This is a genomic window from Vibrio viridaestus (assembly GCF_003856525.1).
GTDB lineage: Bacteria > Pseudomonadota > Gammaproteobacteria > Enterobacterales > Vibrionaceae > Vibrio > Vibrio viridaestus.
Window position 1 is genome coordinate 40720 of record NZ_RJVQ01000015.1, and the last position, 20989, is coordinate 61708.

Below are 20989 nucleotides of genomic sequence, written 5' to 3' on the forward strand. Positions count from 1 at the left end.
GTAAATAAATGGAATATTTCAGCAAAATAGAACCTAAAAACTGTTCAGGAATGGACGAAATTCGAAACGAAATAGACGAGTTAGATCGGTTAGTTATCACAGCGCTCGACAAGAGATTTGAGTATGTAAAAGCTGCTGCCAAATTTAAGACATCTATAAGTTCAGTCAAAGCTCCCGAGCGTCTCAAATCTATGCTTATACAGCGGAGGGTTTGGGCTGAAGAAAAAGGCCTACATCCAGATATTATTGAAAAGATCTATTCTGATTTGGTTAGTTATTTCATATCAGAAGAAATGACGAACTGGGAAGCAGAAATAAATCATAAGTTTGAATGAATTTTCCTACCTCTCTGATGGTTATAGGCCTTCAGGCTCGTAGTCTTCCCTAACGCGTGCTAGCGAGATCCTCGCTGGCACGAAATGTTCCTTTTCAGCTAGCAATCCGACATGTGTTCAGTTTTGGTATCTGGTATCGGCTAAATTTTTGTAATGCGACTGAGTAACTTTAGTGCTGTCGATTGAATCCAATTGTAAATGAAATATCTGATTGATTTTAGCGGAGAACGTGCCATGATATCCGTTATGCGCAATAGTTTGAATAAGGATCATTCAGTGAAGTGTCTAGTTGTAGTTACCCATCCACTTAAGAACAGCCTCTGTCATCACTTAGCCAATGAGACAATCGAGCATCTCAGTTCAAAAGGATATGACATTACGGTGAAAGATCTATATCAAGAAGCATTTGATCCAGCACTAAGTAGCTCTGAGCGACAAAGTTATTACCAAGAACAATTTGATGCTAGTAAATTAGAAGGCGATATCGATCAGTTAAAAGAAACAGAATCGTTAATACTGGTATTTCCAACATGGTGGTTTGGTTTCCCAGCCATGCTTAAAGGATGGTTTGATAGAGTGTGGGCACCGACTCATGCATATAATCACGCTTCAGATTTAGGAGCAATAACACCTTGTCTAGTTAATCTGAAAGAAGTCAAAGTAATCACTACTTTAGGTTCCCCTTGGTGGGTTGATATGTTTGTCCTTTGGAAGCCTATTCACCGAACATTTAGAATTGCTTTGCTTGGAGCGTGCGCTAAAAAATGTAAATTTCAAATGCTTTCTCTATATAAGTGTGAAGCTGCTTCCCAGTCTAAAATTGATAGTTTTGTAGATAAAATTAGGTCTAAGTTTTAGCTGAGAGATGAAAGCGATTTGATCGTTACAGTTTCATTAGATACTGTGGTTTTCCCATAACAAAATTAATCCATGTATTGCTAAATTGAGTAGCGACTCTAAACAACTTCTGTTCATGCCTGTTGCGTAAATGGATTGTCTGGAGGTTTTGGGAATAACGGGGTAAACCATTACTACAATCGTTATTACCACTCGTCAGAGATTGGAGGTAACGATGGTAATTGGTAAATCAAAACGCATCCATGGAATCAAACGCCCTTTTAAACTTGAAGAAATATGGCGCATTCGTACTAGACTCGAGCTGGAAGATAACTTGATGGAATTGGCACTTCTTAATCTTTCGATTGATTCGAAGCTTCGATCATGTGACTTACTGAATTTAAAGGTACAGGACGTAGGTGCTCAAAGGATGGTATATGAACGGGTTCAGTGCACACAAAGAAAAACTGGTATTGCAGTTCAATTCGAAATTACCCCGAGAACTCAGCAAAGCTTAAGCCATTGGATCTATCACTGCGCTCTTGAACCAAGGGACTTTTTATTTCCGAGTCTCCGGAAGGTCAACCAGTCTTTAAGTTATTCCTATTATCGAAAAATCATTAAATCATGGGCCGAAAAGTTAGGTTTAGATGTCGATTTATACGGTACTCATTCAATGCGAAGGACGAAAGCCACATTGATTTATGCAAGAACAAAAAATATCCGAGCAGTGCAATTGCTGCTAGGTCATACAAAAATCGACAATACAATCAGGTATCTTGGGATTGAGATTGAAGATGCTTTAAAACTTTCCCTTGAGACTGATAGTTAATGGTTTGTTAGTCTAAACGGTAGCTTTCAGTCAGTTTTGACCATATGTCTGACTGAAAGCTACCCCATACGTTTTTACTACCTAGTTACGACCATTCTCAAATCATCAACGATTGCCCCAATTTTTTAATGTATGGGTCTGGACGTTTCTTTCTCGATTGGGATGAAACTATTATATTGTCTAAACATTTTAATCGCACGGTAACTGAGTATTCCGTTGGTAAGTCCACTGAAGATTATGTTTACCACCTCCCAGAGAGGTGATGGTCTTATATTTATTAACACAGTAATTATGTAGTGAAGTACAAATATAGTTACCAAAAAAACAAGTAGATTTTTTTTACCGGGTAAGTAAATCTGTTGATCAGTTCCACGATAAGAGTTTTTGATCTGAGTGCTAAATAGAAAATATCCTACAACAAAACCTATTATTAATCCTATCAACCATATGAATATTGACAGATGCGTACCCTGAATTTTAACTAATGAAAAAATGAAAAAAGAAATCGTTAATACTCCAGTTTTTTGGATATGGATAGGCTGATCACTCAGACCTTGGAATCCGATTCGGAGTAGGTAAATAAAAACAAACCAGACCCAGATTGGTGTATGAAAAATTATAGAGATTAGCATTATTTATGACCCTTAATTATGAGTAGCAGCTAGAGTTGCCATTTTGCTGAAATCTCAAAAAATGACCACGACACGAACCTGACATAATGATGACATCTTAAATATATAACTGATTTTATTTGATATTTTTGTCGTTGCTAGATGCGAATATAATAGGCATGTTTTATTAGTACAGCAGAAAGGGATTACTCGGTGATTGTAAGAAAATTGAGATTACAACGAGGCTGGTCACAAGACCAATTGTCAGAATTATCTGTATTGAGCAAGTTAAAGACATCAAAAGCTTTTACTCAAATCTAGTTACTTATATTTTGGTTATCGCACTGTTATTCGTTATTAACTATGTTACAAATCCTGAAAATATTTGGGCTTGGTGGCCAGCTCTGGGATGGGGTATTGGAGTTGTAAGCCATGGTTTAAGGGCTTTTGAAATTGTAAATATTTTCGGCCTAGAATGGGAGAAAAAACAAGTTGAGAAACGAATAGGTCGAAAATTATAGGTATATAAGTAATTCACCTTTGGTGAGCTTATGTGTGTTGTGGACATAAAAATATCCCGTAATTTTAGAAGTAGCTAGAAATTTTCTCGTCTGACATGAGTCAGTGTTGTTTCTATTTGTAAAACAGTTCCGTCCATTTAAGTGTTTGAGCAATACACCATCGATAGACTTCATCACTAGTTTTGTTTCAAGTTTATTATTTCAGGCTACCCTGGTGGTGAACGGAAACTCCCAGAAGCTATCATATGTGGCATTTACAAAAAAATACTTAAGGTGCATAATCATTTGGTTGAAAGAAGTTCGCGCCGCAATTTCATTTGCGTCACGAACATTATGAGTGGGCTTTATACACTATCTGTTACCGCAATGTCGCGTTTAGTTAAATTTCTAATAATGTCTTCCATTGCTCTGTTCGGCCATAAAACTCGGTATGAGGCAACCTCTTAAATTCCCCATTGTCTTCAATCATAAGTGTTGGGTAACCCTGAACGCCCAATCGGGTCATCATTTGATGGCTAATATCGATTACGGCGTCTTCTAAGGGTTCCCTTGTTTGCATTTTCTCTCGCCATAACTGTTGGTCGAGCCCTAGTTGAACAACCAACTCTTCCAAACTGCTAAGAGTATTGACGGCTTTGCCTTCAATGTAATGTGCTTTTTGTATTGCTTTTAACATGTCAAATGGATCAAGCCCTAAAGATTCTCCAACAAGAATTGCCCGAGTAGGAAGATAAGAGTCCATAACAAGTTGCTCATTACCTGCTACACGTTCTATATAATCCTGTCCGAACTGAGCATTGGTCTGTTCACTAATTCGTCGGTCACTATTTAAAATATGCTGACGAAACGATGGTGCTATCAATTTTGCTGGAAGCATCCCTCCGGGGTGCATTACTAGCTGATACTTACTGCTGCTTGCAATTGATTCTACCAATGGAGTCGCGCCATAGCACCACCCACACATAGGATCATAGAAGTAGTGAATAGCTACCATGTCATCTCCCCCATATGAACTTTCGCACCAATGCTTAAAGCAATAGGTAACTTCGAGCCTTTGTATTTCTCAGACATTTTTTCAATGAGTTGTTCGCTATTTTTACTGTTCTTTTTTGACTCACTGAAATCTTCAAGATACTGCAAAGAGTAGTTAATGGATTCAACGTTTAACGCAGTTCCCGATTTCATATGTCCCGGAATAACCGTTTCCGGTTGTAAAGCTTGCATCTCCTTAAGTTGCTCACTCCATGCATGTTGACTCTGCTCGGTTTGCGTATCTGCAGTCCAAAGATGCAAATTTCCAAATATTGCTATGTTACCTAATATTGTTTTACTTGAAGGAATCCATAAGTATGGGCGGTGCGGTAAAACGCCATCCGTACCTTTTATCTCAATCTTGTGTCCTTCCAAAATAAGACTTGTCGCCTCTATTACTTTAGGAATATAAGGCGTAACAGGTGCATTACTGCCCATTCTAGGACTCCACACCTTGAGTTTGGAAGGCAGTTTCTTTTTTATGACTTCTTTTACCGCAGGCGTTGTCACAATATCTGCATTGGGAAACAAGACGTGTAATACTTCAGCGCCAAAATAGAAGTCAGGGTCGGCCTGACTAATGAAAATAGTTTTTAATTCTTTACCCGTATCCTGTATTTTTGCTGCAATCCGCAGAGCATCTGCTTTAGTAAAGCCAGTATCTATCAGCATTACCTCACTTTCTCCAACAATCAATGTTGAGTTTGCGTGGAAGCTGTTTTCGTCTGCGTTATAAATATCAAAAGTCAGTGTCGTTTGCTCTGTGGCAAAGGCGCTACCTGCGACTAAGATGGATGCGGCTAATAGGCTGATTCTTTTCATGACTTGCTCCGTAAATTATATGGCTTGTTTTGATGTGATAAACCATAAATGATTGACATGATCTGAAAAACATACAAAATCAAACATCATTATTTCTTAATTCGAGCAAATAAATGGATAAATTAACCGCTGCAAAAGTATTTGTTGATATTGCTCAATCAGGCAGTTTTACCGCTACGGCTGACAGACTTGAGATGTCTCGCCCCATGGTGACACGTTATGTTGAAGCTATGGAGAAGTGGTTAAACGCCCGTTTACTACATCGAACAACCCGAAAGGTAACGCTCACAACGACCGGAGAGCGGTGTTTAAAAGAAGTTGAGGTTTGGCTTGAGCAAGCGAACGGGTTAGTCGCTTTAAGTGATAATAGTGAAGAGCTAACCGGGAGAGTACGAGTTGCGACAAGTATGTCATTCGGGTTTTCGCAGCTTGTCCCTGCGCTTTTGAATTTCATGGCTATGCATCCCAAAGTCCATGTCGATATCGATCTACAGGATTCAGTCGCTGACCTGACAGAAAAACAAATTGATCTTGCGATTAGAATCGCTTCTAATCCGGAACCATCTTTGATTGGTAAACCGATAGCCATTTGCGAATCGGTACTAGTTGCTTCATCTGCATATTTAGCAAGCAGGAAGGACCTCTCGGAGCCAGAGGAACTGAGTATGCATAACTGTCTGGGGTATAAAAACTTTCAGCGACACGTATGGCACCTCACGAATGGTACTCAACAAAAATCAATAGATGTTGAATGTAAACTAACCGCTAACGAGGCTACGACATTACTCCATGCAGCACTTATTGGTGGAGGTGTCGCCATTCAACCAACCTACTTAGCTAATCAATACATCGAAAGCGGCACATTACAGCCAGTCCTATCAGAGTGGAAACCCGCCGATCTGACAATATATGCGCTCTATTCTTCAAGAAAACATCAATCTCCAACCGTAAGAGCATTAATTGATTATTTGCATGAGTATTTCAAAGACAATCCTTGGTAGAACTTGGGGGGCAGAGAGTGGTGGAACAAGAGATTTCTGTCCGCATTCGAAACTTACAATAGCCTATAGGTGGTTTGTGCCTCCCCTCAATATCTAGCAGAACATGTCGCTCCTTTATCCCCGAAGACTTACTCGATCACAATTGCTTGATCCACAAACGAATAGGCAATGATTGGCTGTTTGTTCCTAAGGTCGGCTCTAAATACGCTCAGCCCGTTAATGTGTGACGATCACAAGTAACTACTCTGTAAATGATAATTCCATACTTCTCAATGCCGTGATTAATGGCAAAAGTATATCATGTTTAACATTGCCCTTTATTGTCAACGAAATACAAACTGGGACTTTGACTGTCTTATTGGAAGACTTTAAATTCAAACAATTGGCATATGGGCTCTGTACCCCTCAAGGCAATATCGCCCCAAACTACCTCGACACTTTTTGGACTTCTGCATAATTGCTGCCCGTAGAGTTACGATACTAGAAGTTATGTGAAAGTTCAGCGTGTCTGATGGTTCGTAACTCAGAATTGTCCATCTTCGTTTCAGTTTTATCTGGCTGAATCGTTTTTGCATCAAACCATTTTATAACATGTCATCTTTGCAACAGTGTTGTTTTAATTTTAAACGTTCTGAATTTTCCTTTCTGAAGATTAACTCTTCAGGTTCAATTTCTGTTCAAGAAAATGGATATTTGTTCCGCCATGTCGAAAGCTATTATCATCCATAATGGATGACTGCAATGGTATGTTAGTTTTGATCCCCTTAATAATCATTTCATCTAATGCACTCTTCATCCGAGCAATTGCTACCGCTCTTGTTTCCCCATATGTTATTAGTTTTCCAATCATGGAATCATAGTGTGGAGGTATTGTGTACCCTGCGTATATATGTGACTCCCATCGAACACCCATACCGCCAGGTGAGTGAAACTCTGTGATTGTCCCCGGAGACGGAAAAAAATTTGCAGGATCTTCCGCGTTTATTCGACACTCTATTGCGTGCCCGCATACATCAATATCTCGTTGAGTAAAGGATAAAGGTTGTCCTGCTGCGATGCGGAGCTGTTCTTTGATAATATCAATACCAGAAATCATTTCAGTAACGGGATGTTCGACCTGAACACGAGTGTTCATTTCAATAAAATAGAACTCACCATCTTCGTATAAGAATTCGAATGTACCAGCACCTCGGTAACCAATTTCGAGACAAGCTTGAGTACAACGTTCACCAATATAGTTACGTAATTCTTCTGTAATTCCTGGGGCTGGCGCCTCTTCAACAACTTTTTGATGTCGGCGTTGCATTGAGCAATCACGCTCCCCTAGATGTATAGCGCCTCCTTGACCATCAGCTAATACTTGGATTTCAATATGACGTGGATTTTGTAGGTACTTCTCCATATATACCATGTCATTATTGAATGCAGATTTCGCTTCGGCACGGGTCATGTTAATAGCATTCATGAGTTCTGATTCATGATGAACAACGCGCATACCGCGACCACCACCTCCGCCCGATGCCTTGATAATTATTGGATAACCAATACTTTTAGCAAATTCTTTGTTTTTCGCTTCATCATTATCCAGAGGGCCATCAGAGCCGGGTACGCAGGGAACACCCGCTTTTTTCATTGCGTTGATAGCTGAAACTTTATCGCCCATCATGCGAATCGTTTCTGCTTTCGGACCAATAAAAATGAATCCCGATTTTTCTATCTGCTCGGCAAAATCGGAGTTCTCTGACAAAAAACCGTATCCAGGATGAATGGCTTCAGCACCAGTTATTTCGGCTGCAGATATAATTCGTGGGATATTCAGATAGCTGTCAATGCTCTTTTCTGGGCCAATACAGAGCGATTCATCAGCAAGTAGTACATGCTTTAAATTTCGGTCAGCAGTCGAATGAATCGCAACAGTCTTTATACCCAACTCTCGACATGCTCTTAGGATTCGAAGTGCAATCTCACCTCTATTTGCGATCACTACTTTTTTTAACATAGTTCTATCCTCAATTATTCAATGATGACAATAGGTTGATCGAATTCAACGGTCTGACCATCCTGAACCAGAATGTCTGTAATAATGCCAGCCTTATCAGATTTGATTTGGTTCATCATTTTCATCGCTTCCACGAGGCAAATTGTGTCGCCAGATTTTACAGTTTGGCCAATGGTGACAAATGGGGCTGCATCTGGACTAGGGGCACAATAAAAAGTACCGACCATAGGAGACAGGATGTTATGATCGCTATTTGAAATCGTTGTTTTTTCAGTAGCCAATTCTGGTTCAGTATCCGCTTTGGCTTCTATCGGTGTTGGTGTGAAAATGTGCTCTGGTGTTTGTAGCGTAACTGTATTATTGAAGCCGTTAATACGTATTGACTCTCCACCTTCTGACACTTCCAGCTCACCAATCCCTGATTCTTGAAATAACTCAATAAGCTGCTTAATTTTGCGAATATCCATAGTCGTCTCTATTTATCTTAAAGTAGGTATTGATTCAAACTGAGTAGTAATAGAAACTTAGTTACTACTAATGACATTTATGTGAGTGATCTCTTTTTGGTTCTTCGGTGTAAATAATTATCCTGCCAAACAATATACAGTCCAGATATCGCAATGATTGAAGCTCCTAATACTGTTGAATATGTTGGTAGGTGATCCCAGATAATGAATCCCAGAATTGTTGACCACACGAGTGTTGTATAATCAAAAGGTGCAAGTAGCGAGGCATCGCTGTATCTTAAGCTTAAAGTAACTAATATTTGTGCTAAGCCACCAAATAGCCCACAGCCGATAAGAAGCAGCAGTTGAGTGATTGACGGTAGGGCCCAACCCCAAAAGACAGTCGATAAACCGATGAATGTGGTCATGATCGAAAAGTAGAACACAATTGCTCCGGGCTTCTCTTTCTGTGCCAAAAACCGTATCTGTACGTTTGATGTAGCCGCGCAGAATGCGCCACAAAGTGCAAAGATTACCCCGATTGATGCAGTATTTCCGCCACTAAGAATGGATGTATTGAATAGTGAGCTTGATGCATTTAAAAGGGGTAGCATCATAATACCAATGCCGAATATACCTAAGGCTATACCGAGCCAGCGGTGCCACGTAACCCTTTCTTTCAAAAGTAATACTGCCATGATGACAGTAAATAATGGAGCTGAATAACTGATAGCAGTGGCGTCTGCGAGCGAAATATATGCCAGAGCCAAGTAGTTAAAGTACATCCCTCCAGTTCCTGACATTCCTCGAATGAAGTGACCAAAGACGTTTCGAGTATAAATGTTTTGCTTGATGCCACCTTGGTTATGCAACCAGATAATAAGAGGAAACAGAGCCACAAAAGAACGGAAAAAGATTACTTCACCAGTTGGAATCTCACCTTCCAACCCTTTAACGCAAGCCAGCATAAGCGTCGCACACAGGGTTGCTAGTAGCTTAAAAATAACCCCAATTTTTGTGTCCTTCATATTTAATCCTTAACTCGGCAAGTCATCGACTGAACCATGGTCGTATTGATGACAAAGTAAAGAATTAACCGGGAAGGGGATAACACATCTTTCCTCTGTAAAAATAAGAATTTCTTATATTGGCCTTAGAAAACTACCGTTGAAATTGAAGATCTACAACGTCATATGAAAAAGATATAACGATAAATAATTTACGTCTTACCTACATAATTTAAAAAATTAATATAGTGGATATGTAGCTTTTTCACGTTGAGTAAATTTAAGAAAAGCTAAAAGGACGTATTTTTTCATAACCTATAGGGAAATAAGACTATGAATTTAAAAACTTTTACAAAGGTGTCATTGATTGCGGCACTGGTATCTACTGCTTTCTCAACCTGTGTTAATGCAAATGTACTTGATAGTGTGAAATCCAGTGGTGAACTTAAATGCGCGGTGTATACAGATGTACCTCCATTTTCTTCACCAGATCCAGAAACCCGTAAGCTATCAGGTATGGATGTCGATTTATGTACAGCCCTTGCGAAAGAAATGGGGGTTAAAGTTAACTTGATGCCTATTTCGATTGAGTCTCGTATCGCTGTTATCGTGACAGGTCGTGCGGATGTCATCATTGCAAACTTGGCTTATACCAAAACCCGGGCAAGGCAAATTGAATATAGCGACCCTTACTATGTAGCTAAAGAGCGTCTGCTGGTGAAGAAGAAAGATGAAGAAAAAACTGTTGCTGATTTTAAAGGCCAGCGAATTAGCTCTACCAAAGGCACAACGTCAGAGCAGTCTATTCATTTGAAAGGTGGTAAAGCGGTTACATTCCCTGACTCAGCATCGGCATTCCTTGCCTTACAACAAGGAAAGGTCAAAGGATTTGTGACTAATACGATGACAGGCATCAAGCTTATTGATCAGGCCAAAAAGGACGGCATTGATCTAGCGATGCTCGAAGAACCAATGGCATTAGAACCTATTGGTGTTGGTATGAAAAAAGGCGAGCCAGAGCTTCTAGCTGCCGTCAACAAGAGTCTTAAAACTATGGATGACAGCGGTGTCATTGATGGTGTTTGGAATAAATGGATCGGTCCGAAGACTATATACAAAATGACACGTAAAGAAAAAGTACAGCCATTATCTTCTCTTGATTTTGAACCTTTGGACTAACATATGGCTAAAAACATCACATCTGTTTCTAATTTGAATGTGGTGCTAAAAGCGGAGGGAGTTAAATTCTCTCCGCTTGGTGCTAAAGCATGGCTCGTTGAATCGTTAAACGATTTCAACTTAGAAGCTCAACGTAAAATTTGGTTCATGTCAGAAAGCATTTTACTTAATGATTGCGTCGAATCGGTTATTCCTGGTGTAACAAATCTGTTAGTAATTTTTAGGCAGATTAATACGGATATCGATTTTAGAGTTCAGTTACTTCTTAAGTACTGGCAACAAGCTCAAGAGGTATCTCCAGATAGCAAAACGATTGAGATCCCTGTTTGTTATGGTGGGGAGCATGCAATAGATTTAGAGCGTATTTGTACTCATAGTGGGTTATCAGAGAAAGAAGTCATAAAACGGCATTACTCTGGTAACTATACCGTTATGTGTGTTGCAAGTGCTCCAGGATTTGGTTATTTACATGGACTTGATCCCATGTTGGCGACTCCTCGCAAAACTGTACCTTCACTAAATATGATTAAAGGTTCAGTGACGATTGGAGGAATCCAAACTGGTGTCGCAGTCTTAACCGGGCCAAATGGTTGGAACTCTATTGGTTATGCTGACCTTGATATGTTTGATTCATCTTCTTCGACTCCATCTCTTATGGGGCCTGGGGATGCAATTAAGTTTGTTCCAGAGAGGATTGAACTGTGATTGAAGTAACAAGAACAAGCCCTTTAAATTCAGTTCAAGACTTAGGCCGGTTTAATTACCGTCATATGGGAGTTTCTGTCAGTGGCGTAATGGATTCGTTAGCACTTATCGCAGCGAATACAGTACTTGGTAATGATAAGAACCATGCTGGAATTGAGATTCAAACCTATCCATTTGAAGTTGTATTTCATCAAGACACAGCTATCTGTATTACAGGAGCAAACAGTCGAGCACACTTGGATTCTACTGATCTGCCTCCATGGTGGGTATGCCACGTTAAAAAAGGCCAAAAGTTAAGTATTCAATTTCCTAAAAGTGGATGTCGAACTTATCTTTGTGTTGCAGGAGGTATACAGGTTCCAACCGTCCTTTCATCAAGAAGTACAGCTTTACGGGGCTCATTTGGTGGATTTGAAGGCCGGTGCCTTCAAGTGAATGATCAAATAGTCGTACATGAGAATATGGATCTTTCACATATTCCTGACGGTATGGGAATAGAACCCCCAGATATAGCGTTAAAACATTTATTCCCAACAAATTGTTTAGGTGTTCCGTTAATGAGAGCAATACCTGCTGGTGATTACGAACTGTTTAAAGATACTGATTTTTGGGAAACTAACTGGACTATTTCTATGCAAAGTGATCGAACTGGGTACCGGTTAACTGGTCGTCAGCTTGTTCCATCTGAAACTATAGAAATGCGTTCTTACGGATTATTGCCTGGTATTGTACAGGTTCCCCCGTCAGGACAACCAATCATCCAATTAAGTGATGCAAACACCGCAGGTGGATATCCTAAAATAGCCTGTGTCATCGAAGAAGATTTATGGCGTTTAGGTCAATTATTACCTGGCTCTGAGTTTCAATTTGTGCCATCGACGGTCGAGGAAGCATCGAATATTCGTTATGAGATAGATAGATGGTTAAAGAAAATTGAAGTCATGTCTCAACGAGTGAAATCGTTAGTTTCTCCACGAATTTAAAAAACTAAGGAGAGTTTATGAAAATAGATATTAATTCAGACATGGGTGAAGGGTTCGGTGTTTACTCGGTTTGTGATGATGAACAAATGATGGAAACCATCTCATCAGCAAATATAGCCTGTGGTTTTCATGCCGGTGACCCTTTTACTATGACAAAAATGTTGCGCTTGGCTAAGAAAAACTCCGTCTCAGTAGGAGCGCATCCTGGGCTGCCTGATCGATTGGGTTTCGGACGAAAAGAAATTCATTTTACTAATGAAGAGCTATGTCAGATAGTAATATATCAAATTGGTGCTTTGAATGCTTTGGCTAATCTGGAAGGTATTAAAATATCCCATGTGAGTTTTCATGCAGCTTTAGGCTCTATGATTAATCGCGATAGCGAACTGGCAGATCAAGTGATGGAAACAATCAGTAAATTGTTTCCGAACATAGCCATATGCTCATTACCAAATACTGTTATTCAAGATTCAGCACTAAAATTTAGATTAAAAAGCATCACATTATTTTTAGCTGATCGTGCATATGATCGATATGGCGCGTTAGTGCCGAGAGGAGTTCCTGGAGCGCTCGTTACAGATGAAACAGCTTTAAGAGCTAGAGTTAGACAATTTTTGCTTGAGCGAACTGCGACCACTATCGATGGTTCACTTATTACTGTTCAGGCGAACTCAATATTAGTTCATAGCGATACTCCGGGTTCTGAGCGGCTAGCACAAATAATCAAAAGTGAGATTGAGTTGTTAGGAGCTAAGGTTACGTGTTTGTCTGAACTTATTTGATTTATTCCAAAATATCCTTTCATCGGATGATGTTGCCAAACTCATGTCGTTTGGCTTTTTCTAATCATTTCTTTTGATATTAACTATGTCCAATCAAAACACATATCTGAACTAGCAATCAGTTCAAAAAAAGCCACATTCTTTAAAAATGTGGCTTTTTGATAATTATTCATTTTAAGATAACTATGAACAAGAATTACAAAATTCTTCTATGCGGTTACAGCCTTTTTCTAGTTGTTCAAAGCTTGTTGCGTATGAAATTCTTAGGAATGGACTCATACCGTATGCGGCACCTTGTACTGTCACCACGTGTTGCTCTTCCATCAAAGCCATAACAAAATCACTGTCATTGTTTATTTTTGTTCCAGTCGTTGTAGTTTTACCAATATAGCCTGAAACGTTGATAAAGAGATAGAAAGCACCTTGAGGCACATTGCAACTGAGACCATTGATTCCAGCGATACGCTCTAAAACATAATCTCTTCGTTGCTGATATATCGTCGCTCGCTCTTTTAATAATGTTTGCGGCCCGTTCAAAACCGCTGCGGAAGCCGCCATAGAAAACGTCGCAGCGCCGCTACTGTTTTGTGAGTTTATATTACTTATAACCTTAATTAAATCGCTTGGACCTGCACAATATCCCAATCTAAAGCCAGTCATAGCGTAAGCCTTTGATACACCGTTAACCACAAGAGTTCGGTCTTTTAGTTGTGGCTCTACTTGTGCGATGGTGAAAAATTTTTCGTCATCGTAAATTAGGTGCTCATATATATCATCTGAAAGGATATGGACATGAGGATAGTCCAACAATATTCGAGCAATTGATTTTAAATCATCGTACGAAGCTGTCGCGCCTGTTGGGTTATTAGGATAATTGATGATAATCCATTTAGTTTTTTCATTAATTGCTGCATCAAGTTCGCTAGGTAGTGGTTTGAAGCCGTTATCTTCTGAACATGGGAGCGGTACGGGTGTACCACCTGCAATACTAACGATGTCAGAATAACTTATCCACGAAGGGGTCGGAATAAGTACTTCATCACCCTCATTTAACGTAGCTAGCATGGTATTGAAAATGACTTGCTTTGCGCCGCCAGCAGTTGTGATCTCATTGAGATCGTAATGTAGTTTGTTATCTCGAATGAATTTTTGTTGGATGGCTTTCTTTAACTCCGGTGTGCCATCCGTTGGAGGATAACGGGTGTCACCAGATAAACCTGCTTGGTACGCCGCTTCTAGAGCATGCTCTGGTGTAGGGAAATCCGGCTCACCAGTTGATAGGGCAATGACATCAACACCGTTGGCTTTCAATTCCCTTGCTCGTTGTGTCATGGACACGGAAGCCGAAACGGGAATGTTTTTGATCCGATCTGAAATGGTCAGCATAGAGTTTCATCCTAGTTGAAAAGTAAAGTGATGCGGCCTGTGAATTAAGGAGCGCGTTATAAAAACTATTTTCAAATGATAGGGTGATTAGTTATTGGCTAGGAAATATAGGTTGGCTTTGGGGTCATAGTTTATTCTGATAGTTGGCTCCTTGTTAGAATATAGACAGAGCGAAATGCACTTTTTTGGTGCTTTCATGTGCCAAAAACATAAGAAAATCTTATCCCCCTTCGTTATTTCGATTATTTTTCTTTAAAAACAGTTACTTATTTTTTGGCATCGATGCTGCATTGAGTTGATTATTCTAGCGATTAGGGAAAATCAATATGAACCTTAGGCGGCTCAAGTACTTTGTTAAAATTGTGGATATAGGTAGTTTAACCAAATCCGCGGATATTCTTCATATAGCTCAACCGGCTCTGAGCCAGCAACTCGCCACCTTGGAATCTGAGGTTAAACAGCAGTTAGTTATTCGAACTAAGCAAGGTGTTACTCCTACTACTGCTGGTAAGGTCCTTTATGGCTATGCTCAATCTATCCTTAGGCAGTGTGAGCAGGCACAATTTGCTATCGATAACTCTGGAGAAGCACTTTCAGGTAATGTCTCTATTGGCCTTGCCCCTGGAACGGCAGCTCAGTTACTTGCAGTCCCTTTGATTGAAGAAGTAAAAAAACGACACCCGGGAATTGTCTTATACATAAATGAAAACTATGGAACAACTCTGAGTGAACTGATTATGAACGGTCAAATGGATATGGCGGTCCTTTACGATAATCGTGAAATTCAAGGTTTATCATTCATTCAACTAATGAAAGAGGAATTGTATTTTGTATGTCCTTTTGAATTAGGCGAACCCAAATCAAGTGTCAAGTTGGCTGAAATTGCCAGATATGAACTCTTCTTACCCAGATTGTATAACATTATGCGTAAGACACTTGATGATGCATTCAATTCAGAAGGTATCACTTACCAGGTTAAGTGTGAAATAGAGTCACAAATCACACTCAATGCGGTATTAGCTGCAGGTATGGGGTGCACTGTCTTGCCGAAATCAGCAGCTCAGGGACTTGCAAGTACATCTCAGTCTTGGATGGCTAAAATCATAGAGCCTAACGTCCAAACATCACTTTCTTTTTGTATTTCTGATCATCTTCCATTATCTCAGCCAGCCGAGGCCGTTAAAACAATTTTGTTGGCGTTAATGGCGAATAGAAATGATGCAAACCAGCCCCTTACGTTAGTCGGGTAATAAGCTCTACTTATTACCTTAAATATAAATGTTCTTATCCAAGATTTTAAATATGGGGCTAAATACTATTTAAGTAATTTGACGAATAACTTATGGGAAACTCTATGCCTGAGGAAAAGCTCCGAGTGCCGGAGATTCGCACACTTACGGACTTGATGAATCAAACTAGGATCCAAGAATTAGATATTCAATCTAAAGATTGGTCTTTAAAGCTCCGTAAACAAATACCGCAATCAGAAATATCGCACGGAGATTTTTATGAAACAACCGATGAAGTTAATCAAAGTAAGGGAGAACAACAAATTTCACTAATATTGTCTCCTTCAATTGGTATTTTTCTTCCATGTCACCCTAGTGACAAAGAAAATATCGTAAAGGTTGGTGAAATAGTTTCCGTTAATCAAGTAATAGGATTCCTGAAAGTGGGGCCAATTTTCTTACCAGTAACAAGTCCATTTAACGGACAAGTAAAAGAAATTTATGTTGGCTACGGTGATCTCGTTGGTTTTGAAGATAAATTAGTGGCTATTAATCAGTAGGTTATGTTCTTTCATAAGCTCTTCTTATATCGATAAACGTTTTAAATGTTATGTCTTAATTCAAGAAGAACCGTAAAGTCAATGTGTACCAATTTTTAAGGACAAATTTATTAAATAAGGAGTATTTATGCCATTTAGTGACTACAAAACAGCTTTGGTAACGGGGGCCTCAGCTGGCATGGGTGAGGCTATTGTTGAGCGCTTAACTAAAGAAGGTATTCAAGTTCATGCTGTTGCACGCAGTAAAGAAAAATTGCTTGATTTAGCGGAACGAACAGGCTGTATCCCTCATGTGATTGATGTGGCCGATGTAGACGCTTTAACCAAACTTTGTGAAGGTTTAGAAGTTGATATTTTGGTTAACAATGCAGGTATTTCACATCCGGGGTCAATTTTAAATGCTGATGAAGACAGAGTGAATACTCAAGTGGATGTGAACTTGCGTGCAGTACTCCATTTGTGCCGCATGCTCGTTCCCGGAATGGTTGAAAGAGACCGAGGTCATATCTTCAATGTGACGTCTATTGCAGCTATTTACAATTTTGGTGGTAACTCCATCTATCATGCGACAAAAGCGGGCTTGCATGCACTCTCTCGTCAGTTAAGGGTTGATTGCTGTGGTAAGCGAGTTCGTGTAACTGAGCTCTGTCCTGGGCGTGTAGCGACCGATATTTTTGGTAATGTATCTGGTGATCATGAATCAGCGAAAAAGCAATTCATTGATGGGTTCGAACTTCCCACTGCTACAGATATTGCCAATTGTGTCGCCTTTGCTCTGGAAGCACCAATAGCCGTTAACATTAGCAATATCGAAATATTACCGACGTTGCAGGTTCCGGGTGGTCTTACAACCTGTCGTCCAGGTGACAATGCTTAATATTGGAGATACCCGATGGCTCTAGACTTCAATATTTTGCTAACAGGGCACTTCGGAGAAGCGTTATTACAGGGTGCAATAGTGACTATAGAGCTGGCTCTGAGCTCTTGGTTTTTAGCCATGTTAATTGCTTTGATACTTGTGATTGTTCGTTTAACTGATCATAAGACTTCATCGTTAATTATTAGGGCTTATGTTTCCTATCATCGAAATATACCAACCTTAATTCAGTTGATGATGTGGTATTTCGCTCTTCCAACGTTGTTACCTCAATCGATACAGGATTGGGTAAATAATCAGAATGCGGAATTTATATTTTCAGTCATAGCCCTTGGTTTATGCCAGGCAGCCTATTTCTCCGAGGATATTCGTAGTGGTTTGAGAGCTGTTCCTGATGGACAGGTTGAAGCGTCACGGGCGCTGGGTATGAGTTATTTGTGGTCTCTGTACCTTGTAATCATTCCACAAGGTATCCGTAATTCGTTGCCTAATGTAGTTAACCATACGGTTCAATTGTTCAAAAATACCAGCCAAGCGATGGTGATTGGTGTAGCAGATTTTACCTACGTTACACGAGACATAGAAAATCAAACTTTTTTAACGTTTGAATCTTATTTGATTGCTACCGTTGGCTACTTAGCATTTTCTCTATTGCTAATGGGTGGTGGGGCAATGTTAGGCAATTACTATCAACGAGCATACGCGAGGTAAACAAGTATGATGGATATCTTTGAGATTCTTCGTGATCACGGAATGCTGCTTTTAATGGGGCAATTTCCACACGGACCTATCGGTGGCCTTGCATGTACGTTATTGCTTTCACTCTTAGCAATTACATTCTCGTTGCCAGTTGGCATTTGTTTGGGATTAGCTAGATTGTCACCTTGGCGTCTTGTTCGTTGGCCTGCGACATGCTGGGTTTATATATTTCGTGGTGTACCGCTAATGATGGTTATATTTTGGACTTATTTTTGTATTCCATTATTGATTGGTCAAAACGTTGGTGGATTTTCCACGATGCTATGTACATTAGTGATTTATGAAAGTGCATATATAGCTGAAATCGTGAGAGGGGGCATCCAAGCGTTACCTCCTGGCCAGTATGAAGGAGCACGAGCGATTGGGATGGGGCATATAAATGCATTGAGGTTAGTGATACTACCGCAAGCTTTGTTTAACTCTTTGCCTAGTCTGATAACCCAGTTGGTATCAATCATTAAAGACAGTACTTTAGGGTACATTATCAATGTTCCTGAATTAACTTACGCAACGAATCAGGTAAGTAATCAGTTGTTAACAAAACCTTTTCAGGTATTCGCAATTGTTGCTATTAGCTACTACATCATATGTTTTGGCTTGACATATTTGAGCGATAAATTGGAAGCGTATATTTCGAAAAAAAGAGAAGGTAGTACCAGTACAGACAAGGAAGTCGATAGGACTTTGGCCTTTGCAGGATCAGAGTCTAATTAAGGAGATAATCTAATGGCAAGACCAATCATAATCTTTAATGGTGTTAATAAATGGTATGGAGATTATCAAGCCCTTACCGATGTGAGCGCAGAAATTAATACCGGGGAAGTTATTGTCGTTTGCGGCCCTTCCGGGTCCGGTAAATCGACGTTGATTAGAACTGTAAACAGATTAGAGCCTATTGAAAATGGGCAGATAGTTTTTGATGGTTCAGACATCCATTCTGATGGTGTGAGATTAAATAATTTGAGAAAACGAGTCGGGTTCGTATTTCAGAATTTCAACTTATTTCCCCATGTGTCTGTGTTAGAGAATATTATGATGGCGCCAGTAAGGATATTGAAAGAAAAGCGTTCTGACGCTAAGAAACACGCTATGGAATTATTGGAGAAGGTTGGGCTAGCACATAAAGCAGATGCTTTTCCGATGCAATTATCCGGTGGACAACAGCAACGAGTAGCGATTGCCAGAGCATTGGCAATGAGGCCGCCAGTGATACTTTTTGATGAACCAACATCTGCATTAGATCCCGAGATGGTCGGTGAAGTACTCCAAGTTATGAAAGGACTGGCGAGTGAAGGCATGACGATGATGTGTGTGACTCACGAAATGAATTTTGCCAAAGAAGTAGCCGATGAAATTTGGTTTATGGATCAAGGAATCCTTTTAGAAAAGTCAAAGCCAGATGTGTTCTTTAGCAGCCCCAAGAGCCCACGAGCGAAAAAATTTCTGAGTGATTTAGTTCATTAATATATTGTGCAATTTGCCCGATAAAATGTTGGGCATTTTTTATTGTCCTTATTCAAAATGATTGGTCTTATAACTAGTTCGTTGGAGCCTAGTTACGGTAGCAGTCGCTTGATTGGTATCTACTGCACTCCAGTCCTAAAATCGAAATTATCATCTTAGCTGATAAGAAAATTCCCCATTCCTTCTTTACGGAAAAGAGCATTACTATCAATTGTACTATGCGTAGTCCTAATAAAACTTATCTCTGATGAACGGAGGAACCGCATCAGAACTAAGTGTTGCCTTTAAGAAATTTATCAGTTGTTCTTCGTTGTGTCTGGATTCATAAATTGAAGCAATAGCCAAAAGACTGCATCATTGAGAGCTTAACGTTACAATTGTCATATTCAGTGCTAAGTCGGTCAGAAATAATATGAGGAAATTGAGTTGGTAGAAGCAAAAACTATCGGGTTGTTCTTTATTACAGCAGTAGCAGAAATATTGGGGTGTTATCTACCTTATCTCTGGTTGAAAGACGGGAAATCTGTCTGGCTTTTACTACCAGCGGCTCTATCACTAGCACTATTTGCTTGGTTACTATCTCTTCACCCAACAGCGGCTGGTAGGGTTTATGCTGCTTATGGTGGGGTTTATGTTTTTGTAGCAATACTATGGCTGTGGATAGTTGATGGTATTCGACCAACTTTATGGGACATAGTCGGTGTAACGGTAGCGTTAATCGGCATGGCTATCATCATGTTCGCACCACGGAACGTATAACAACGTTGATTTCTCCAATCATTGAAACTTTTCAACGTCGGGGTATGAGCAAGCACTACCTCAGTTTTGCCCCATTTCAAGTTAGCGCGTATTCCACGATTATCTCTAATATCAGAACATTGACCAAATCTTCGTAATGCGACAAAGTAACTTACGATCTACTTTCTAACCAATTAATAACTTCCTTAGACTCTAAACGACAGGATAGTACTAGCGTGAATAAGCTCTATATCATTGGCAATGGATTTGATTTGCACCATGGCTTGCCGACATCATTAACAGGCTTCCGAGACTATTCTAAATATAGTGAATTCCACCGATTATATGAAAATGGTGTTTTTATGATGTCCGCTAATCAGACATTAGATGAGCACTGGCAACAGTTAGAGACAAATCTTGCCAATTTTGATGTCGATGCACTCATTGAATATGCTAGTCAATATTATGATGATGACCCTCATGAAAATCAGTTTATCTATGAGGTCGAAAATGCTATCGGCGCGCTTACAGTGGGGCTTAAAAAGGACTTAAACAACTATTTGTCATTGGCTGAGAGTAGTACAGTTGAGGACGACAAAGTATTGCCAATCGATACTAGGGCTCGCTTTCTATGTTTCAACTATACGAACACCCTTGAGCGGATTTATAACATATCTTCAGATCGTATCTGTTACATTCATGGCAAACTAAATAGCACTGACGTCCCAATTGTTGTTTGAATAGCCACCGACTTGATAGACACCTTTTAGTTAGACAAAATGACTAACAGAGAGGTGCTTATGAGCAGCAAAAGATATCCAGAAGAATTCAAAATTGAAGCAGTAAAACAGATCACTGAAAAAGGTCATAGTGTGGCTGATGTC

24 protein-coding genes and 3 pseudogenes are annotated in these 20989 nt (G+C 39.7%); 19 read left to right on the forward strand and 8 right to left on the reverse strand.

What is annotated here, in order from left to right; translation table 11 throughout:
- Positions 1–8: 8 nt before the first annotated feature.
- The 3 genes from EES38_RS20630 to EES38_RS20640 all read left to right on the forward strand — a co-directional run bounded on the left by EES38_RS20630 (position 9) and on the right by EES38_RS20640 (position 2004).
- Entirely contained in the window at positions 9–335 is a 327-nt protein-coding gene (locus EES38_RS20630) for an isochorismate lyase (RefSeq protein ID WP_124939114.1), read from the forward strand.
- A gap of 198 nt (positions 336–533) precedes the next feature.
- Positions 534–1193 carry an NAD(P)H-dependent oxidoreductase gene (locus EES38_RS20635; RefSeq protein WP_243694238.1) on the forward strand — a complete coding sequence of 220 codons (660 nt, stop codon included), beginning with the start codon at positions 534–536 and terminating at the stop codon, positions 1191–1193.
- Positions 1194–1407: 214 nt separating this feature from the next.
- A complete protein-coding gene (locus tag EES38_RS20640; RefSeq protein WP_124939115.1) occupies positions 1408–2004 on the forward strand; it encodes a tyrosine-type recombinase/integrase in 597 nt (198 codons plus the stop codon).
- A gap of 125 nt (positions 2005–2129) precedes the next feature.
- Here the strand turns inward: EES38_RS20640 and EES38_RS22730 are convergent, their stop codons facing one another.
- Positions 2130–2636 carry a DUF6622 family protein gene (locus tag EES38_RS22730; protein WP_124939116.1) on the reverse strand — a complete coding sequence of 169 codons (507 nt, stop codon included), beginning with the start codon at positions 2634–2636 and terminating at the stop codon, positions 2130–2132.
- Between the two features lie 192 nt (positions 2637–2828).
- On the opposite strand from EES38_RS22730, the pseudogene EES38_RS22665 reads away from it, so the two are divergent.
- Positions 2829–3136: pseudogene (locus EES38_RS22665) on the forward strand (2TM domain-containing protein).
- Between the two features lie 379 nt (positions 3137–3515).
- Here the strand turns inward: EES38_RS22665 and EES38_RS20655 are convergent.
- A complete protein-coding gene (locus tag EES38_RS20655; RefSeq protein WP_124939117.1) occupies positions 3516–4130 on the reverse strand; it encodes a DsbA family protein in 615 nt (204 codons plus the stop codon).
- A complete protein-coding gene (locus EES38_RS20660) occupies positions 4124–4990 on the reverse strand; it encodes an MBL fold metallo-hydrolase (RefSeq protein ID WP_124939118.1) in 867 nt (288 codons plus the stop codon). Before EES38_RS20660 ends, EES38_RS20655 begins: the two co-directional genes overlap by 7 nt.
- A 113-nt stretch (positions 4991–5103) precedes the next feature.
- On the opposite strand from EES38_RS20660, the gene EES38_RS20665 reads away from it, so the two are divergent.
- Complete coding sequence (locus EES38_RS20665; protein ID WP_124939119.1) at positions 5104–5991, forward strand: LysR family transcriptional regulator; 888 nt, start codon at positions 5104–5106, stop codon at positions 5989–5991.
- A gap of 69 nt (positions 5992–6060) precedes the next feature.
- A pseudogene (locus EES38_RS22960) lies at positions 6061–6486 on the forward strand (LysR substrate-binding domain-containing protein); the annotation flags it as partial.
- A gap of 157 nt (positions 6487–6643) precedes the next feature.
- On the opposite strand, the gene accC reads toward EES38_RS22960, so the two are convergent.
- The 4 genes and pseudogenes from accC to EES38_RS20685 form a co-directional block, all read right to left on the reverse strand.
- The gene (gene accC, locus EES38_RS20675) at positions 6644–7990 is read right to left on the reverse strand and encodes an acetyl-CoA carboxylase biotin carboxylase subunit (RefSeq protein ID WP_124939121.1); all 1347 of its coding nucleotides are present in this window, start codon (positions 7988–7990) and stop codon (positions 6644–6646) included.
- Positions 7991–8004: 14 nt separating this feature from the next.
- Entirely contained in the window at positions 8005–8406 is a 402-nt protein-coding gene (gene accB / locus EES38_RS20680) for an acetyl-CoA carboxylase biotin carboxyl carrier protein (protein WP_500691478.1), read from the reverse strand.
- Positions 8401–8457: pseudogene (locus EES38_RS23150) on the reverse strand (hypothetical protein); the annotation flags it as partial. The pseudogene EES38_RS23150 and the gene accB, both read right to left, overlap by 6 nt.
- A gap of 77 nt (positions 8458–8534) precedes the next feature.
- On the reverse strand, positions 8535–9464 hold the full coding sequence (locus EES38_RS20685) for a DMT family transporter (protein ID WP_124939123.1): 930 nt from the start codon (positions 9462–9464) through the stop codon (positions 8535–8537).
- A 312-nt stretch (positions 9465–9776) separates the two neighbouring features.
- Here EES38_RS20685 and EES38_RS20690 point away from each other — a divergent pair, with 312 nt between their 5' ends.
- Genes EES38_RS20690 through EES38_RS20705 form a run of 4 tightly spaced genes read left to right on the forward strand, consistent with a single transcriptional unit; the run spans position 9777 to position 13092 of the window.
- Positions 9777–10622: a transporter substrate-binding domain-containing protein gene (locus tag EES38_RS20690; RefSeq protein WP_124939124.1), complete on the forward strand. Its 846-nt coding sequence runs from the start codon at positions 9777–9779 to the stop codon at positions 10620–10622.
- A gap of 3 nt (positions 10623–10625) precedes the next feature.
- Positions 10626–11327 (forward strand): 5-oxoprolinase subunit PxpB, encoded by a 702-nt coding sequence (pxpB, locus tag EES38_RS20695; RefSeq protein WP_124939125.1) that lies wholly within the window; start codon positions 10626–10628, stop codon positions 11325–11327.
- On the forward strand, positions 11324–12310 hold the full coding sequence (locus tag EES38_RS20700) for a 5-oxoprolinase subunit C family protein (RefSeq protein WP_124939126.1): 987 nt from the start codon (positions 11324–11326) through the stop codon (positions 12308–12310). Before pxpB ends, EES38_RS20700 begins: the two co-directional genes overlap by 4 nt.
- Positions 12311–12327: 17 nt before the next feature.
- Positions 12328–13092, forward strand: a complete 765-nt coding sequence (locus EES38_RS20705; protein ID WP_124939127.1) for a 5-oxoprolinase subunit PxpA — start codon at positions 12328–12330, stop codon at positions 13090–13092.
- A 183-nt stretch (positions 13093–13275) separates the two neighbouring features.
- Here EES38_RS20705 and EES38_RS20710 read toward each other — a convergent pair whose 3' ends face one another.
- Positions 13276–14478 carry a pyridoxal phosphate-dependent aminotransferase gene (locus tag EES38_RS20710; protein ID WP_124939128.1) on the reverse strand — a complete coding sequence of 401 codons (1203 nt, stop codon included), beginning with the start codon at positions 14476–14478 and terminating at the stop codon, positions 13276–13278.
- A 326-nt stretch (positions 14479–14804) separates the two neighbouring features.
- On the opposite strand from EES38_RS20710, the gene nac reads away from it, so the two are divergent.
- The 9 genes from nac to EES38_RS20755 form a co-directional block, all read left to right on the forward strand.
- Complete coding sequence (nac, locus tag EES38_RS20715; RefSeq protein WP_124939129.1) at positions 14805–15728, forward strand: nitrogen assimilation transcriptional regulator NAC; 924 nt, start codon at positions 14805–14807, stop codon at positions 15726–15728.
- 104 nt (positions 15729–15832) lie between these two features.
- Positions 15833–16267, forward strand: coding sequence for an acetyl-CoA carboxylase biotin carboxyl carrier protein (locus EES38_RS20720; RefSeq protein ID WP_166434317.1), 435 nt, complete (start codon positions 15833–15835; stop codon positions 16265–16267).
- Positions 16268–16394: 127 nt separating this feature from the next.
- The gene (locus EES38_RS20725) at positions 16395–17144 is read left to right on the forward strand and encodes an SDR family oxidoreductase (protein WP_124939131.1); all 750 of its coding nucleotides are present in this window, start codon (positions 16395–16397) and stop codon (positions 17142–17144) included.
- Positions 17145–17159: 15 nt separating this feature from the next.
- Entirely contained in the window at positions 17160–17855 is a 696-nt protein-coding gene (locus tag EES38_RS20730; protein ID WP_124939132.1) for an amino acid ABC transporter permease, read from the forward strand.
- Positions 17856–17861: 6 nt separating this feature from the next.
- Positions 17862–18617: an amino acid ABC transporter permease gene (locus EES38_RS20735; protein ID WP_124939133.1), complete on the forward strand. Its 756-nt coding sequence runs from the start codon at positions 17862–17864 to the stop codon at positions 18615–18617.
- A gap of 12 nt (positions 18618–18629) precedes the next feature.
- Positions 18630–19367 carry an amino acid ABC transporter ATP-binding protein gene (locus tag EES38_RS20740; protein ID WP_124939134.1) on the forward strand — a complete coding sequence of 246 codons (738 nt, stop codon included), beginning with the start codon at positions 18630–18632 and terminating at the stop codon, positions 19365–19367.
- Positions 19368–19793: 426 nt separating this feature from the next.
- The gene (locus EES38_RS20745; RefSeq protein ID WP_124939135.1) at positions 19794–20126 is read left to right on the forward strand and encodes a YnfA family protein; all 333 of its coding nucleotides are present in this window, start codon (positions 19794–19796) and stop codon (positions 20124–20126) included.
- 215 nt (positions 20127–20341) lie between these two features.
- Positions 20342–20845, forward strand: coding sequence for an AbiH family protein (locus tag EES38_RS20750; protein WP_243694240.1), 504 nt, complete (start codon positions 20342–20344; stop codon positions 20843–20845).
- Positions 20846–20905: 60 nt separating this feature from the next.
- A partial coding sequence (locus tag EES38_RS20755; RefSeq protein WP_148090383.1) for a transposase occupies positions 20906–20989 on the forward strand: 84 nt, incomplete at its 3' end.